General features: G+C 70.4%; 19 protein-coding genes. 11 read left to right on the plus strand and 8 right to left on the minus strand.

The features are described from left to right. From VGH85_19920 to VGH85_19940, 5 genes are all read right to left on the minus strand, one after another. A partial coding sequence (locus VGH85_19920; GenBank protein HEY2176078.1) for an SRPBCC domain-containing protein occupies positions 1-349 on the minus strand: 349 nt, incomplete at its 3' end. Continuing rightward, positions 333-695 (minus strand): metalloregulator ArsR/SmtB family transcription factor, encoded by a 363-nt coding sequence (locus VGH85_19925; protein HEY2176079.1) that lies wholly within the window; start codon positions 693-695, stop codon positions 333-335. The genes VGH85_19925 and VGH85_19920, both read right to left, overlap by 17 nt. 69 nt (positions 696-764) lie before the next feature. Further along, on the minus strand, positions 765-1,541 hold the full coding sequence (locus VGH85_19930; GenBank protein HEY2176080.1) for a phosphotransferase: 777 nt from the start codon (positions 1,539-1,541) through the stop codon (positions 765-767). A gap of 37 nt (positions 1,542-1,578) precedes the next feature. Continuing rightward, positions 1,579-3,243 (minus strand): sulfatase, encoded by a 1,665-nt coding sequence (locus tag VGH85_19935; protein HEY2176081.1) that lies wholly within the window; start codon positions 3,241-3,243, stop codon positions 1,579-1,581. Between the two features lie 5 nt (positions 3,244-3,248). After that, positions 3,249-3,983 (minus strand): CDP-alcohol phosphatidyltransferase family protein, encoded by a 735-nt coding sequence (locus tag VGH85_19940; protein HEY2176082.1) that lies wholly within the window; start codon positions 3,981-3,983, stop codon positions 3,249-3,251. Between the two features lie 100 nt (positions 3,984-4,083). Between VGH85_19940 and VGH85_19945 the strand changes: the two genes are divergently transcribed. From VGH85_19945 to VGH85_19975, 7 genes are all read left to right on the plus strand, one after another. Beyond that, entirely contained in the window at positions 4,084-5,073 is a 990-nt protein-coding gene (locus tag VGH85_19945) for an NAD(P)-binding protein (protein ID HEY2176083.1), read from the plus strand. 4 nt (positions 5,074-5,077) lie between these two features. Beyond that, on the plus strand, positions 5,078-5,476 hold the full coding sequence (locus tag VGH85_19950; GenBank protein HEY2176084.1) for a 6-carboxytetrahydropterin synthase: 399 nt from the start codon (positions 5,078-5,080) through the stop codon (positions 5,474-5,476). Continuing rightward, a complete protein-coding gene (locus tag VGH85_19955; protein HEY2176085.1) occupies positions 5,473-6,555 on the plus strand; it encodes a glycosyltransferase family 4 protein in 1,083 nt (360 codons plus the stop codon). The genes VGH85_19950 and VGH85_19955 overlap by 4 nt, the downstream gene beginning before the upstream one ends. Positions 6,556-6,664: 109 nt before the next feature. After that, on the plus strand, positions 6,665-7,657 hold the full coding sequence (locus tag VGH85_19960; GenBank protein ID HEY2176086.1) for a lysylphosphatidylglycerol synthase transmembrane domain-containing protein: 993 nt from the start codon (positions 6,665-6,667) through the stop codon (positions 7,655-7,657). Beyond that, complete coding sequence (locus VGH85_19965; GenBank protein ID HEY2176087.1) at positions 7,650-8,342, plus strand: dihydrofolate reductase family protein; 693 nt, start codon at positions 7,650-7,652, stop codon at positions 8,340-8,342. The genes VGH85_19960 and VGH85_19965 overlap by 8 nt, the downstream gene beginning before the upstream one ends. A 141-nt stretch (positions 8,343-8,483) precedes the next feature. Then, complete coding sequence (locus tag VGH85_19970; protein HEY2176088.1) at positions 8,484-8,954, plus strand: hypothetical protein; 471 nt, start codon at positions 8,484-8,486, stop codon at positions 8,952-8,954. A gap of 174 nt (positions 8,955-9,128) precedes the next feature. Beyond that, on the plus strand, positions 9,129-9,317 hold the full coding sequence (locus VGH85_19975) for a hypothetical protein (protein HEY2176089.1): 189 nt from the start codon (positions 9,129-9,131) through the stop codon (positions 9,315-9,317). 15 nt (positions 9,318-9,332) lie between these two features. Here the strand turns inward: VGH85_19975 and VGH85_19980 are convergent, their stop codons facing one another. The 3 genes from VGH85_19980 to VGH85_19990 form a co-directional block, all read right to left on the minus strand. Beyond that, complete coding sequence (locus tag VGH85_19980) at positions 9,333-10,181, minus strand: GNAT family N-acetyltransferase (protein HEY2176090.1); 849 nt, start codon at positions 10,179-10,181, stop codon at positions 9,333-9,335. 25 nt (positions 10,182-10,206) lie between these two features. Next, positions 10,207-10,572 carry a nuclear transport factor 2 family protein gene (locus tag VGH85_19985; protein HEY2176091.1) on the minus strand — a complete coding sequence of 122 codons (366 nt, stop codon included), beginning with the start codon at positions 10,570-10,572 and terminating at the stop codon, positions 10,207-10,209. Positions 10,573-10,639: 67 nt separating this feature from the next. After that, positions 10,640-11,221: a GNAT family N-acetyltransferase gene (locus tag VGH85_19990; protein HEY2176092.1), complete on the minus strand. Its 582-nt coding sequence runs from the start codon at positions 11,219-11,221 to the stop codon at positions 10,640-10,642. A gap of 89 nt (positions 11,222-11,310) precedes the next feature. Here VGH85_19990 and VGH85_19995 point away from each other — a divergent pair, with 89 nt between their 5' ends. The 4 genes from VGH85_19995 (at position 11,311) to VGH85_20010 (ending at position 13,470) form a co-directional block, all read left to right on the plus strand. Continuing rightward, entirely contained in the window at positions 11,311-11,865 is a 555-nt protein-coding gene (locus VGH85_19995) for a hypothetical protein (protein ID HEY2176093.1), read from the plus strand. Positions 11,866-11,964: 99 nt separating this feature from the next. Beyond that, positions 11,965-12,396, plus strand: a complete 432-nt coding sequence (locus tag VGH85_20000) for an SRPBCC domain-containing protein (GenBank protein HEY2176094.1) — start codon at positions 11,965-11,967, stop codon at positions 12,394-12,396. Next, positions 12,386-12,763 (plus strand): metalloregulator ArsR/SmtB family transcription factor, encoded by a 378-nt coding sequence (locus VGH85_20005; protein HEY2176095.1) that lies wholly within the window; start codon positions 12,386-12,388, stop codon positions 12,761-12,763. Before VGH85_20000 ends, VGH85_20005 begins: the two co-directional genes overlap by 11 nt. Positions 12,764-12,786: 23 nt before the next feature. Then, entirely contained in the window at positions 12,787-13,470 is a 684-nt protein-coding gene (locus VGH85_20010) for a DUF899 domain-containing protein (protein HEY2176096.1), read from the plus strand. The last annotated feature ends 212 nt before the right edge of the window (positions 13,471-13,682 follow it).

Consider the following 13,682-nt stretch of genomic DNA (forward strand, 5'->3'; position numbering starts at 1 on the left):
CGGCCGGCTCGAAGGTCAGGACCGACTCGAAGGCGTTCGGGTCGTCGCGGGACTCGCCGTGCAGCAGCGCGATCCGCTCCGGCGGGACGATCTCCCGCCAGGTGATCCACTCCTGGTAGTCGGTCCCGTCCGGCCCGTGCATCACGAAGTCCCAGTCCCCGCCGACGCGGAACTCGAAGGACCGCGTCGTGGTGGTGAAGCCCTCCGGTCCCCACCACTGCGACAGGTGCCGGACGCGCGTGAACGCCTCGAACACCAGCTCCCGCGGGGCGCCGATCACCCGGGAGACCTCGATCTCGCGGTCCGCGGTCCCGTGCGCAGGCTCGCCGCCGCTACTTGTCGTCGCCATCGTGTGGTCCCTTCTGCCTTGCCTGCTTCAACTCCTGCGCGTACTCGCCCAGCCGGTCGAAGCTCTCACTCCAGAACCGCTCGAAGCCGCCTACCCACTCGTGGACCGGCCGCAGCCCGCGGGCGTCCAGGCCGTACAGCCGCTGCTTGCCCGCCCCACGGACCCGCACGAGCCCGACCTCCCGGAGGACCCGCAGGTGCTTGGACGCCTGCGGCTGGCTCATTCCCAGGTCCCGCGCCAGGTCGGTCACCGGCCACTCCCCGCCCCGCAGCAGCACCAGGATGTCCCGCCGCCGCGGTTCGGCGATCGCGTTGATCGCGTCCGAGGTCGTCGCCGCTCGTGCCATGCAGCCATGGTATGCCTATATCGGAATATGTAAAGCCGTCGGCGACGCAGGTGGAAGACCGGTGCAGGGTCAGGAGAGAAACGCGTCCCTGTTGTCCAGGATGAAGCGGGCGGCCTTCCGGTAGCCGTGGCCGTGCCGCTCCTCGCGATGCACCTCGAAATCGGGGTCGCCCGCGCGGACCTGCCGGTCGATGTAAGCCGCGATCGACAGCAAGCGCAGTACGACCAGGTCGAGGATCTCCGCCGGGTCCATGCCGAGCCCGTAGGTGTCGGTGAGCAGTCGCAGCCGCGCTGCCCGATCCGGCTCGTGGTCCCAGCCGAACCCCGCCAGGTCGGTGGTCGGGTGCAGCGGCACGAACTGGTGGGCGGCGTAGGCCAGGTCCCAGGCGCGGCTGGAGGGACGGGCGCCGTCCCAGTCGATGATGCCTACCACCCGGGCTCCGTCGAAGACGATGTTCCACGGCGCGAGGTCATGGTGGCCGATGCAGTCGATCCGCGCCGGTACGGCGACGTCGTAGCCACCCCACGCATCCGGCTCGACGGGCACGAAGCCCACCGTCGCGTCATGCATCGCGCGGGCGGCGGATGCGACGCCGATCAGCGCCTCGTCCGAGCGTTGCAGATCGGACAGCGGGGGATATCCCGTCTCACCGTCGATGAAGCTGAGCAGCTCGCGCTTCCCGTCCGCGGTCGTGCCGAGGAGCTTTGGGGCCAACGTGAATCCGGTGCGCTCGAAGTGCCGCAGCAGGGCGTGCACGTTGGCCTTGCCCGGACCGCAGTCGCGTTCGACGGTCTCGCCCCGGCGTACCGGCTTCGAGAAGCGTCCGCCCTCCATCGCCTGACCCATGGGGCGCGAGCCTAGCTGCGCCCTGCAGGCTTGATATCTAGTGCCGCGCCGATGGTGGATGCGGGCCGAACGCCGTCAGGAATCGGTCCCGGAAGGCGTCCATCGGCCAGACCGGCGAGTTCGCGGCCGGTCTCATCCCGTCCTGCCAGCCCCACCCCGAGATCCGCTTCATCACGGCCGGGTCGTGGGCGATGATCGAGATCGGTACGTCGTGGCTCGCGTGGGCGCCGGAGACGAGCCTGGCCGGCTGATGGTCCCCGAGAACGACGAGCACCAGATTCTTGTCGTGGTAGGTCTGCAGGAAGGAGACCAGGGCGGTCAGCGAGTATTGGACGGATCGCCCGTAGCTGGCCCGGACCTGATCGGGGTCGCGAAACACGACGTCCGGTGGCTCGCCCTGTGCCGGCTGATTATCGAAGATCGAGCCGTCTCCGACCTTCTTCCAGTCGACCATGTGCGGCAGCGGAGTCCACGGCGAGTGGCTCGACACGAGGTCGATCTCTGCCATCACCGGTTTGTGGTGTGGCTTCGCCAGCTCCCGCTGTCGGAAGGCCGACCAGATGTACTGATCGGGCATGGCCTCGTAGCTGAACTTCGGACCCGCGTACCCGACGTTGCGGGCGCCGTAAAGCTTGTCGTAGTGGTAGAAGGATTTCCCCTGCGGCCATTTCCGGTAGTTGGACGGTACGTCGCCGACGGTCCGCCAGCCGGCGCGCTTGAAGGCGTCGCTGAGGGTGAAATGGTTGGTCTTGACGACGTCGTTGTAGCGCAACTGGTTGTCGATCCACAGCCCGGACTGCAGCGTGGAGTGGGCCAGCCAGCTGAGGCCGCCGAACGTGGGCGACCGGAGATAGCCGCTCTGGGAGGAGAACCCGGCCGCGCGCAGCCGCTTGGTGCCCGCGTCGAGCACGGAATCGATCTGTGGCGAGAAGGACGAGCCCTCTACGGCGGACCGGCCGTAGCTCTCGACGAAAGTGATGAGGACATCCTTCCCGCGGAGACCGGTCAGCAGGTCTTTGGCGGGGGTGATGCGGCGCGGATCAACCTTGACCGCCTGCGCGAAGGACCCCTCGTCCCGAATGCTCGATCGCACCAGGGTCGCGCGGTCGTAGGCGAGGCGCGCTGCGCTGGTGGATGCGACCTGGGCACCCGGCGCGACCTGCACACCGAGCGCTGCCAGCAGAATCCAGACGACCCCAAGGGCCGTGACGGCTCGGGTCGACGACGTGCGGTGCCGGTCGAGAATCCGGGTCAGGCGCAGGACCGCCAGCGGCGTCAGGACGAGGAGAGCGACGGCCAGGAGTATGGCGAGCACCACCGCGACGATCGCCCCGGGACTGCCGATCGAGTCGCTCAGAGCACCTTCGGCGGACCCGAAGTAGGTCCAGTCGATGGCGGGGTTGAACGGCCGGCTGAGGGCGGCGAAGAAGCCCATGTCCAGGATCTTCAGGACCGCCAACACGCCGAGGACCACCCCGACCAACACCGCCACGATCCGCCGCGCCCGCTTCGGTAGCACGAGGACCAGGCCGACGACGACCAATCCCTCGAGCGGGATCCGGACGAACGCGATGGGCGTGAGGCGACCGGCCTCGTCCGGACCGACCAGGGCGAACCAGACGAGCAGAACGGCCAGGCCGGTGAGCACCCCTGCCATGGCCCGGCGTACCCCCGGGCTGCGAACGCGGTCCCGAACCCGCACGCGGCTCACTCGCCGATCTCGGCGGTGGCGGGACGCCGACGGACGACCGGGGAGCGGGCGGGCGGCGCCGTAACGGGATGGGCGTGACGCCAGAGCCACCACATCTCGCGGCCGAAGGACTCGGCGAGCAGGCCCAGTGAGACGGCGAGCGCCGCGTCGGTCACGGAGCGGGGCACGAAGTCGGCCGCTGCGAACGTCAGTACGACACCCTGCGTCGCCGCGACCACCTTGCACCAGTAGCGCGGGGGCGGTGACCCGCGCAGCCATTGCACCAGCCATCCGGCCGCGACGAACGCGTAACGGGCGACTCCGATCGCCAGGACCCACGCCCCGGCCGACCGCGCGACATAGACACTGAGCACCAGGATCAGAAACGCGTCGACTTCCATGTCGAAACGCGCTCCGAGCGCCGATGCCGTGTCCGTCCGTCGGGCCAGCCAGCCGTCGACGGCATCGAGGACCAGCGCAACGGCGGTGAGCGCCACGAGCACCGGCACCGCGACGGGTCTGGCGAAGGAATCGGCGACCAGCGCCGCCGCGCCGCCGATCAAGGTGGCCCGGGTGAGGGTGACCCAGTCAGCCGGGCCCGGCCGGCCGGCGCCGTGGCGGGCGAGGCCCCGCGCCAGCGCCGCGTTCATGATCACCCCGAAGGCGATGCCGACGACCCAGCCCGGCCCGTCGAGGCCGACGGTGGCGGCGAGCAGGGTGAGCAGCGCGAACTCGGCGGTCAGCCCGGTCACCAGACATGTCGGTACGCCGCGCACAATTCCTCCGTGATCGGTGTCGTATGGATGGAGCACGGATCGTGAGAGGGTCTGGTTCATCTCGGGTCTGCGGAGGATGACGCCGGTGAGGAGCGACGCACTCGCGTTCTGGCTGCGTGAGCCAGGCGTGGGTGAGATCCGGCCGGAGCCACTGCCCGAGCCGGGGCCGGATGAGGTCTTGGTGCGCACGCTGAACTCCGGGGTGAGTCGGGGCACCGAGACGTTGGTGTTCCGGGGCGGCGTGCCGGCGAGCCAGTATGCCGCGATGCGGGCACCGTTCCAGGACGGTGACTTTCCGGGACCGGTCAAATACGGCTACCTCAATGTCGGTGTCGTCGAAGCGGGACCGGCGCAGTTGCTGGGCCGCACGGTCTTCTGTCTCTACCCACATCAGACCGCCTACGTGGTGCCGGCCCGGGCGGTGGTCGTCGTACCCGACGACGTCCCTCCGGCCCGGGCGGTGCTCGCCGGCACGGTGGAGACTGCGGTCAACGCCCTGTGGGACGCCGCTCCGCTGCTCGGCGACCACATCACGGTCGTCGGCGCCGGGATGGTCGGCTGCTGTGCGGCGCGCCTGCTGGCCCGCTTTCCCGGTGTCCGGGTGACCCTGGTCGACGTCGACGGCACCCGGGCCGAGGTCGCGGCGGCGCTAGACGTCGACTTCGCGCGGCCCGCCGACGCCGCCGGCGATCGTGACCTCGTCCTGCATGCGAGCGCGACGTCCGCCGGCCTGCAGCGGTCGCTCGACCTGCTCGCCCCGGAGGGCACCGTGATCGACCTCAGCTGGTACGGCGACACCGAGGTTCACCTGTCGCTCGGCGGCGCCTTCCATTCCCGGCGTCTCGGCATTCGCGCCAGCCAGGTGGGCGCGGTCTCTCCGGCGCGTCGGGAGCGCCGTACCACCGCCGACCGGCTGGCGATCGCCCTCGACCTGCTGCGCGATCCGGCCTTCGACTCGCTGATCACCGGTGTGTCCCGCTTCGACGAGTTGCCCGAGGTCATGGCCCGGCTGGCGGGCGGGAGCCTGCCGGCGCTTTGCCACACCGTCACCTATGGAACGGGCTGAAGCCATGTTCAGCGTCACCGTCCGCGATCACATGATGATCGCCCACAGCTTCCGCGGTGAAGTCTTCGGACCGGCGCAGAGCCTGCACGGCGCGACCTTCGTGGTCGACGCGACATTCCGGAGGGCGGCTCTCGACGCCGACAACATCGTGGTCGACATCGGAGCGGCGGCCGCCGAACTGCACGCCGTCGTCGGCGAGCTGAGCTACCGCAACCTCGACGACGACGCCACGTTCGCCGGGATGAACACCACGACCGAGGCGCTGGCCCAGGTGATCGCCGACCGCCTCGCCGAGCGCGTGCACGCCGGATCCCTCGGCGACACTGCCCGGGAACTCACCGGGATCGCTGTCACACTGCACGAATCACACGTCGCATCGGCGAGCTACGAGCGGCCGCTGTGACTCCCGGTTCGGTGCACGTCGTCGTGCCGGCTGGCATCGACGATCCGGCCCGACCGAGCGGCGGCAACACCTACGACCGCCGGATCTGCCTCGGACTGGCCGATCTCGGCTGGTCGGTGCGCGAATACGCCGTATCGGGCTCGTGGCCGCGGCCGGACGCGGCGGCGCGGGACGCACTCGCCGGCAGGATCGCCGCCATCCCCGACGGCGCCGTGACGCTCGTCGACGGCCTGATCGCCTCGACGGTCCCGGAGGTCCTGGTGCCCGAGGCCGGCCGGTTGCGACTGGTCGTCCTCGTGCACATGCCGCTTGGCGACGCGTGGCCGGATGACGAGGTGGCCGCCGTACGGACGCGTGAGGGCGCCGTGCTGTCAGCCGCCGCTGCGGTCGTCACCACCAGCGGATGGAGCCGGCGCCGGCTGCTCGACGCGTACGCACTGCCGCCCGCGCAGGTCCGGGTCGCGGAGCCCGGCGTGGACGCGGCGGACCCCGCGACCGGAACCCCGTCGGGCGGCGAGCTGCTCTGCGTCGCGGCGGTGACGCCGAACAAGGGCCACGACCTGCTGCTCGAATCCCTGGCCACGCTCACCGACCTGGCCTGGCATTGCGACTGCGTGGGCAGTCTGGTCCGTGATCGCGGCTTCGTCGACGGCCTGCGCCGCCGGGCCCGGGCGACCGGGATCGGCGACCGGGTGTGTTTCACCGGCGCGCGCTCGGGCGCCGACCTCGACGCGGCGTACGCCGCCGCCGACGTACTGGTGCTGGCGTCGCGGGCGGAGACCTACGGAATGGTCGTCACCGAGGCGCTCGCGCGCGGTCTCCCGGTCGTCGCGAGCGCCGTCGGCGGTGTGCCGGAGGCCCTCGGCCAGGGGTCGGACGGAAGGCGGCCCGGCCTGCTGGTGCCGCCGGGCGACCCGACCGCCTTTGCGGCCGCACTGCGTCGCTGGCTCGCCGACGCCGGTCTCCGGCAGCGGCTCCGCGAGTCCGCCGGGCAGCGTCGCCGGACCCTGCCCCGTTGGTCGGACACCTCGGCCGCGCTCTCCGGCGTCCTGGCAGAAGTGGTGGGGAATGGCCGTTGAGCGAATGATGGCCGCCTGCGTCGATGAACCGCTGAACCGTGCCGCGCGTGTGGCACACGAAGGAGCAGACCGGGCGCAGGCGCGACTGTCGAGGAGGTCGGCGGAGGGGATGAACCGGACGTGGTGGGCGTGGGCCCGCCCGCTCGCCAGCGCCGCGATCCTCGCCGTGCTGGTCTGGCGGCTGGGCACCGGTCCGCTCGTCGACGGCGTCCGGATGGTCAACGGGTGGTGCCTCGCGGCGGCCGCCGGCATTGCAGTGCTCACCACGGTGTGCTGCGCCTGGCGGTGGAGCCTGGTCGCCCGTGGTCTCGGCGTCGGTGTGCCGCTGCCCACGGCGGTCGCGGCGTACTACCGGTCGCAGTTCCTCAACACGACGCTGCCCGGCGGGGTGCTCGGCGACGTGCACCGGGGGGTGCACCACGGCCGCGACGCCGGGGACGTGGGTCGGGGGCTGCGTGCGGTCGCCTGGGAGCGCTTCGCGGGGCAGTTCGTGCAGATCGTGTTGACGATGATCGTGCTGCTGCTCCTACCGTCTCCGGTGCGTTCGTCGATGCCGATCGTCGCTGCCGTTGTCGTTGCCGGCGCACTGGTCGCCGTACTCGTGGGGTGGGTGCTGCCGCGCGGCGGATCGTCCCGCCGGGCGAGGGCGCTGCGCGCGGCGAGCGCCGACCTGCGCCACGGACTACTGGCGCGGCAGGTCTGGCCCGGCATCCTGCTGCTGTCCGCGGTGGTGGTGGTCGGGCACGCGGCGACGTTCCTGATCGCCGCGCGGACCGCCGGGTCGACCGCGTCACCGGACCGGCTGCTGCCGCTCGCGCTGCTGGTGCTGGCCGCCATGGCGGTACCGGCGAACATCGCGGGGTGGGGCCCGCGGGAGGGCGCGGCCGCATGGACGTTCGGCGTCGCCGGGCTGGGCGCGACCCAAGGCGTGGCCACCGCCGTGGTCTACGGCGTCATGGTGATCGTCTCCAGTCTGCCCGGCGCCGTCGTACTGCTCGTTGTGTGGCTCCGCCGGCATACCCGGGCCGCGCCGGACCACGTCGATCCGGCCCCGTGGCGGACGCCGGTCGGTGCGAGCACGGAGGGCGCGGCGCGTGGCTGAGCGTCCCTACACCCTGCTGAGCTGCGGCATCTCGATCGACGGGTATCTCGACGGCGCGACAGCGGGGCGGCTCGTGCTGTCCAACGATGCCGACTTCGACCGCGTCGACGCCGTACGCGCCTCCTGTGACGCCATCCTCGTCGGCGCAGCCACCGTCCGCAACGACAACCCGCGTCTGCTGGTGCGTACGCCGGCGCGACAGGCCGACCGGGTGGCCCGCGGCCTGCAACCGTCGCCGACCAAGGTGACCGTGACCGGGCGTGCAGAGCTCGACGCCTGCGCGAACTTCTTCACCGCGGGGGATGGCGAGAAACTCGTGTACTGCGCAAGCGGGGCGGTGGCGCAGGCCCGTGAGCGGCTCGGCCCGGTGGCGACGGTGGTCGACGGCGGCCACCAGGTGGACATGCGGCGGATCAGCGAGGACCTCCACGCCCGCGGTGTACGGCGGCTGATGGTCGAAGGCGGCGGGACGGTGCACACGCAGTTCCTGACCGCCGACCTCGCCGACGAGTTGCACCTGGTCGTCGCACCGTTCTTCGTCGGTGACTCCGGCGCGCGCCGGTTCGTCGACGACGGCCGGTTTCCCTGGAATCCGGACCGGCGGGCGACCCTCGCCGAGGTCGTCCGGATCGATGACGTGGTGTTGCTGCGATATGCGCTCTCGACGCGATTCCGGATGGACTGAGTTGCCGGTGGCTGTCCGCTGACGGTCGCAGATCGGTGGCCCGCCGACTGAACCACCCGGGCCGTCATCCCGTGCCCTCTACCAACTGCCGTCCGCGGACGGCAGAGCGACCAGGTCTCCGACCGAGGGATGGGATAATCGATGAGTGCTCGAGGCTGGCTGGCGGTCCGCGTGGCGTTGACCGTCATCGTGGTGGCGGGTCTGGCGATCGATGCCTACGTGCATTTCCACGTGGCGTTCGGCTATGAAAAAGTCCAATCGAGCGTCCTGAACGAGGCCCAGCTGTTCCGGGCCGAGGGCGCGGTGGCGGCCCTTGTCGCACTCGCCCTGCTGGCCCGCCCCCGTCGCTATACGGCGGCGTTGGCCTTCCTGGTCACCGCGGGCGGGGCGTTCGCGGTGCTCCTCTACTACTACGTCAATGTGGGAGCGTTCGGCCCGTTCCCCAACATGTACGAGCACGTCTGGTACACGGAGAAGACGCTGAGCGCCTGGGCCGAAGGGATCGCCGCCCTCGCGGCGCTCGCGTTGCTGATCGTCATGCACGTTCGGGTACGCCGGACCACCGACACCGCGGCCGAGCGCGGCAAGACCTCCGTGCAGCTCAGCGGCTGAGGTCGCAGGTCCCGACTGCTCGTCAACTGGCTGCTTGATCAGTAGCAACGTCGGCATCGTTCGCCCAGAAGGGCTCTCGGAAATTCCGCCGGTTGCCTGCCATGTAACCGGTACGCCGGGGTAGCTGAACAAATATCGGGGCTTTCCCCTACTTGGGCAATAGGTAGGCGGCAAATGATCTTTCTGCTGGCGATGGCGATTCTCGCATTCTGCTTCCTCTGCTTCGTGGCGTTCCTCTACCTCGTGTGGAGAGAGGGGGCGACAGGCATGAGCCTCGAGGGAGTGCGGGACCCAGCCGTCGACCCGGGTCTGCAGCTCACGCCGCTGGATCAGCGGGCCGTCAGCCCTTCCGGCCCCACGTAAGAAGGTCAGCGTCGCTCAGGGTTGTGCCACCAGCACGGCTCGTGTGTAGAGCAGATCGAAGCCTTGACGCTGCGCATTCTGTTGCGACTTGGATGCGGGCTGGGTGGTGACGACGGCGATGTCGCAGCCGGCTGCTGCGGCGTCGGCGAGCCGGGCCGAAAGAAGCGCCGTCTGGACACCCCGGCGGCGGTGCGCGGCCGTGGTCGCCGCGCCGGTGAGCTGCGCGACACCGTCTGCCGCCCGGAAGCTGGCGCCGCCGGCGACGACCCCGTCCCGCAGCGCCACGTAACGCGTGACACCCGCCGAGGTGAGATCGCGCATCGCCCCCGCGATGACCTCGCGCGGAAAGTCTTCATGCGAAGGCAGGCCCTGGGTATCGGGGTGGGCGAAGCCGTCGGCCACCACGTCAAGCCAGGTGTCGAACTCGTCATCGCCGCTCGGGCGCACCTCGATTCCGGGCGGAGTGACCCGCTCGATCCCGCGATTGAGAGCCCGGCCGAGCACGTTTTCGAACGACACGAGCCGATAGCCTCGCTCGGTCAGAAGGGCCCCGATGGCAGGGTCGACGAGGTGGGCGAGCTCGACCTGCACGGGTGTGTCGACCGCGGCATAGGCCTGCTCGATCTCGTCGAGCGCACCGGCGCTCGGAAGGCCACCGAAGCCGAGCCCCGCGATCTTGTTGAACGGCGAGCCCTCTTCGGCGTAGCTCGCGACGCCGCCGGCCACCGGGATCACGAAGCCTGCCGTGTCCGCCCGACGGCGGCGGCCGGCCTCGCTCGCCTCAGTGATCAGCTGCGCCTCGACCCGTTCGATGCGCTCGGCGAGTGCAGCGCTGCAGAAGAGCGGCATCCGGTCGGCGTCCATGCGCGGACCGTAGCCCCGCGTGTGCTCAGGACGTCGGGGGCCGGGTCTCAGGCTGGTCAAGCAGGCGCAGCCAGCTGCCGTCGGGTTGCCGGCGGACGACCTGGGTGCGGGCGCCTGCGCCGTCCTTGGCGGGCGTGGAGGTGAGTGCGATGTCACCGCTGACAAGCGTGGGCAGCGGCGTCTCGTGCTCGAACCGGGGCGCGTTGGCGAGCACCTTCTCCCAGAGGGCGCGGATCGCGTCTCGGCCCACCGTCTGCTGTCCGGGCGGGTAGGCCATCACCGCCTCTTCCTCATAGAGCGCGGCGATGCCGGCTGCGTCGTGGGCGTTGGCGCGCTCGACGAACAGGTGCGTGAGGTCCTCGGGCTGCCGGGCCTTCTCCTGGTTGCTCATGTGCTGGACCCTATGGGCGAAGAGGACCACCCCCAAGGTCCAATCCGTGGCGAGAAGCCCGGGCCAATTACCTGTGACGGTGGCCAAGCTCGAGGCGGACCACGGGGCGGGCCGGCGCTGCCCGCTCGCCGACTTCGCGGAAGCCGGCCCGGAGAAACACCGACAGCGGGCCGTGGCGGAGCTCACCTGCCGACGCCGCCCGTACCGACGTGTCGAGCGGGTAGGCCTCGACGGCCCGGGCACCGTGGCGGCGCGCAAGGCCGACCGCGCCGTCGAGCAGGAACTCGGCGAGACCGCGCTTGCGGGCTCCGACCCTGACCACGAAGCAGGTCACCGCCCACAACCCTTCTTCGTCGGGGGTCGGTGCGGCCATCGGATACGTCGTCAACCGCGGATAGTCCGCGCGGGGCGCCACGGCGCACCACCCGGACGGCCGCTCCGTCTCGTCGTAGACCAGGACCCCCGGTGGCACCGGTTCGTCGACCTGGCTCTGCAACGCGGCCCGCCGCTGCTCGAGCGAGGTGGCATAGAAGCCGGGGCGGCCGTGCCGGAACCACTGGCACCAGCAGCGCGGCGGTTCGCCGCGGGTGCCCATGACGGCGACCACATCGTCCCAGCGCTCGGCCGTCGCATCCGCGATCGTCACCATTGGGTCATCTTCGGCGGAGCCACCGACAGCGAGCAAGGCGGGCGGGTATCCGGTTGGCTGAGCCGCGGAGTCGTGTGAGGGTGGCCTGCATGAAGGTGCGATTCCACCGCGGTGAGGATGGTCAGTACTCGGTGCACATCCACCGGCCCGACGGTGTGGTGGTGTCGCTCCCGGGTGCCGGAGGTCGGTGGCCGGTCCCGCACGACCTGGCGCACGTCGCCACCGAGCGGGCGCTGGGGATCGCCGGCGGAGTCTTCGGGAGCGCCGCATCGGGAGCGATGTTCGAGGACATGGCCGTTGTGTCAGGACGGCTGCGGCACGACCCGAAGCGTCGTTCGCAGGAAGTCCTGCGTGCCAACACCAAGGCCCGGATGATCACCGTGGCCGAAACGATGACCTCACTCGTCCATGGCGCGGTGCAGCACGGTCGTACCGGCGAGTTGCTCAAGAGGGCGCGCGGTGTGTGGGGGACGGTGCGCGAGGATTCCTTTCCTTTCACGCCTGCCCAGTTTCAGGCTGCCGTGCGGGATCTTCGGGAGTTGAGCGAGCGGTGGGCGCGCACGCCCGCCGGCGGCGTCCTCGACGTGGAGTGGCCGGACGAGCTCATCACCCGCAATCGCGCCCGATCAGGGCGCCGGTCATGACGTCTGGCGCGACGGCCGCCTGAGTACGCCGACGGTTGACGCAATCATCTGGTTGCTATAAAGTAGCAACCGAGCGATTGCTACAGGCTGGAGGCCGGCATGGGTTTTCCTGATCGGATCGAGCGCACGCTGCAGGTCGCCCACCCGCCGGAGAAGGTATGGGCGGCGCTCACCACGGCCGAGGGGCTCGGCGCCTGGCTGGGCAATGACGCGACGATCGAGCTTCGTCCGGGCGGGTCCGCCCGGATGAGATGGACCGACGGGCACGCCGTCGCCATGCGGGTGGAACGGGTCGAGGAGCCGACGGTATTCGGGTTCACCTGGCAGATCAGCAGCCTGCCCGAGGAGGATCCGCGCCGTACCTACGTCGAATTCACGCTCGAACCGGACGGTGCGGGCACCCGGCTGACGGTGGTCGAGGCCGGCTTCGCGCAACTGCCGGAAGACACCCATCGCGAGGTGTACGACTCCCACACCGAGGGTTGGCCGAGGGAGCTCGCCGAACTGGTCGACTACCTCGATGCCGCCTGACATCGAGGCGGTCGCCGAGCAGGTCTTCACCGCCCTGGCCGATCCGACCCGACGCGCCATCCTGGCCGCGCTGGCCGCACGAGGTCCGGCCACGGCTACGGACCTGGCCGATCGTCTGCCGATTTCGCGGCAGGCGATCGCCAAGCACTTGGCTCTGCTGGCCGAAGCCGGCTTGGTGGCCGCCGAACCGGGGGAGCGGCGTCGGGTGCGTTACCGACTGCGATCCGCGCCGATGCAGGTGGCGCAGCAGTTCCTGGCCGCCCTGGCCCGCGACTGGGACGGCCCGCTCGACGCCTTGAAGGACCACCTCGACCAGGGTGCGCGTGGACCGACCACGACCCCACCACGAAATCGGAGGACGTCATGACTGATCACCGACTCACCAGCACGATGAAGACCCCGCCGATCGTCACGCCGCAGGAGTGGGAAGCAGCGCGCCAGCAGTTGCTGGTGAAGGAGAAGGAGCTGACCCGTGCCCGGGATGCGCTGGCGGCGGAGCGGCGGCGGATGCCGTGGCTGGCGGTGCAGAAGGAGTACGAGTTCGACGGACCGGAGGGTAGGGCGACCCTGCTCGACCTGTTCGACGGGCGCCGGCAGCTGATCGTCTACCGCGCCTTCCTCGAGCCCGGCGTGAACGGCTGGCCCGACCACGCGTGCCCCGGCTGCTCCCTGGTGGCCGATCAGGTCGCCCACGTCGCCCACCTGAACGCGCGAGACACCACCCTCGTCTTCGCCTCGCGAGCAGCGCAGCCCGACATCGCCCGGGTGAAGGCCCGGATGGGCTGGACGATGCCCTGGTACACCATGGCCGACGGGTTCGACGCGGACTTCGGGGTGGACGAGTGGCACGGCACCAACGCCTTCATCCGCGATGGTGACCGGGTGTTCCGGACCTACTTCATCAACAACCGTGGTGATGAGGTGATGGGCGGCACCTGGAGTTACCTCGACCTGACCGCGCTCGGGCGGCAGGAGGAGTGGGAGGACTCGCCCGAGGGGTATCCCCAGACCCCGCCGTACGCGTGGTGGAACTGGCACGACGGATACGGCGTCGTGGACCCGCCGCAGGCCTAGCCGATCTGTGGTGGAATCCGGATGCTGTCTATTTGAGGGCTCGCCGTTCGTCGTAGTCATAACCGCACCGGCGATCCGCGCCGGCAGGAACGCAAGGAGGCACCCGTGGCCCTTCCGGACGTCGTCTCGAGCGAGCAGTGGCTCGCCGCCCGCAAGGACCTCCTTGCGCGGGAGAAGTCCCTGACCCGGATGCAGGATCAGCTCAACGCCGA

Source organism: Mycobacteriales bacterium (assembly GCA_036497565.1).
Classification (GTDB): Bacteria; Actinomycetota; Actinomycetes; order Mycobacteriales; family QHCD01; genus DASXJE01.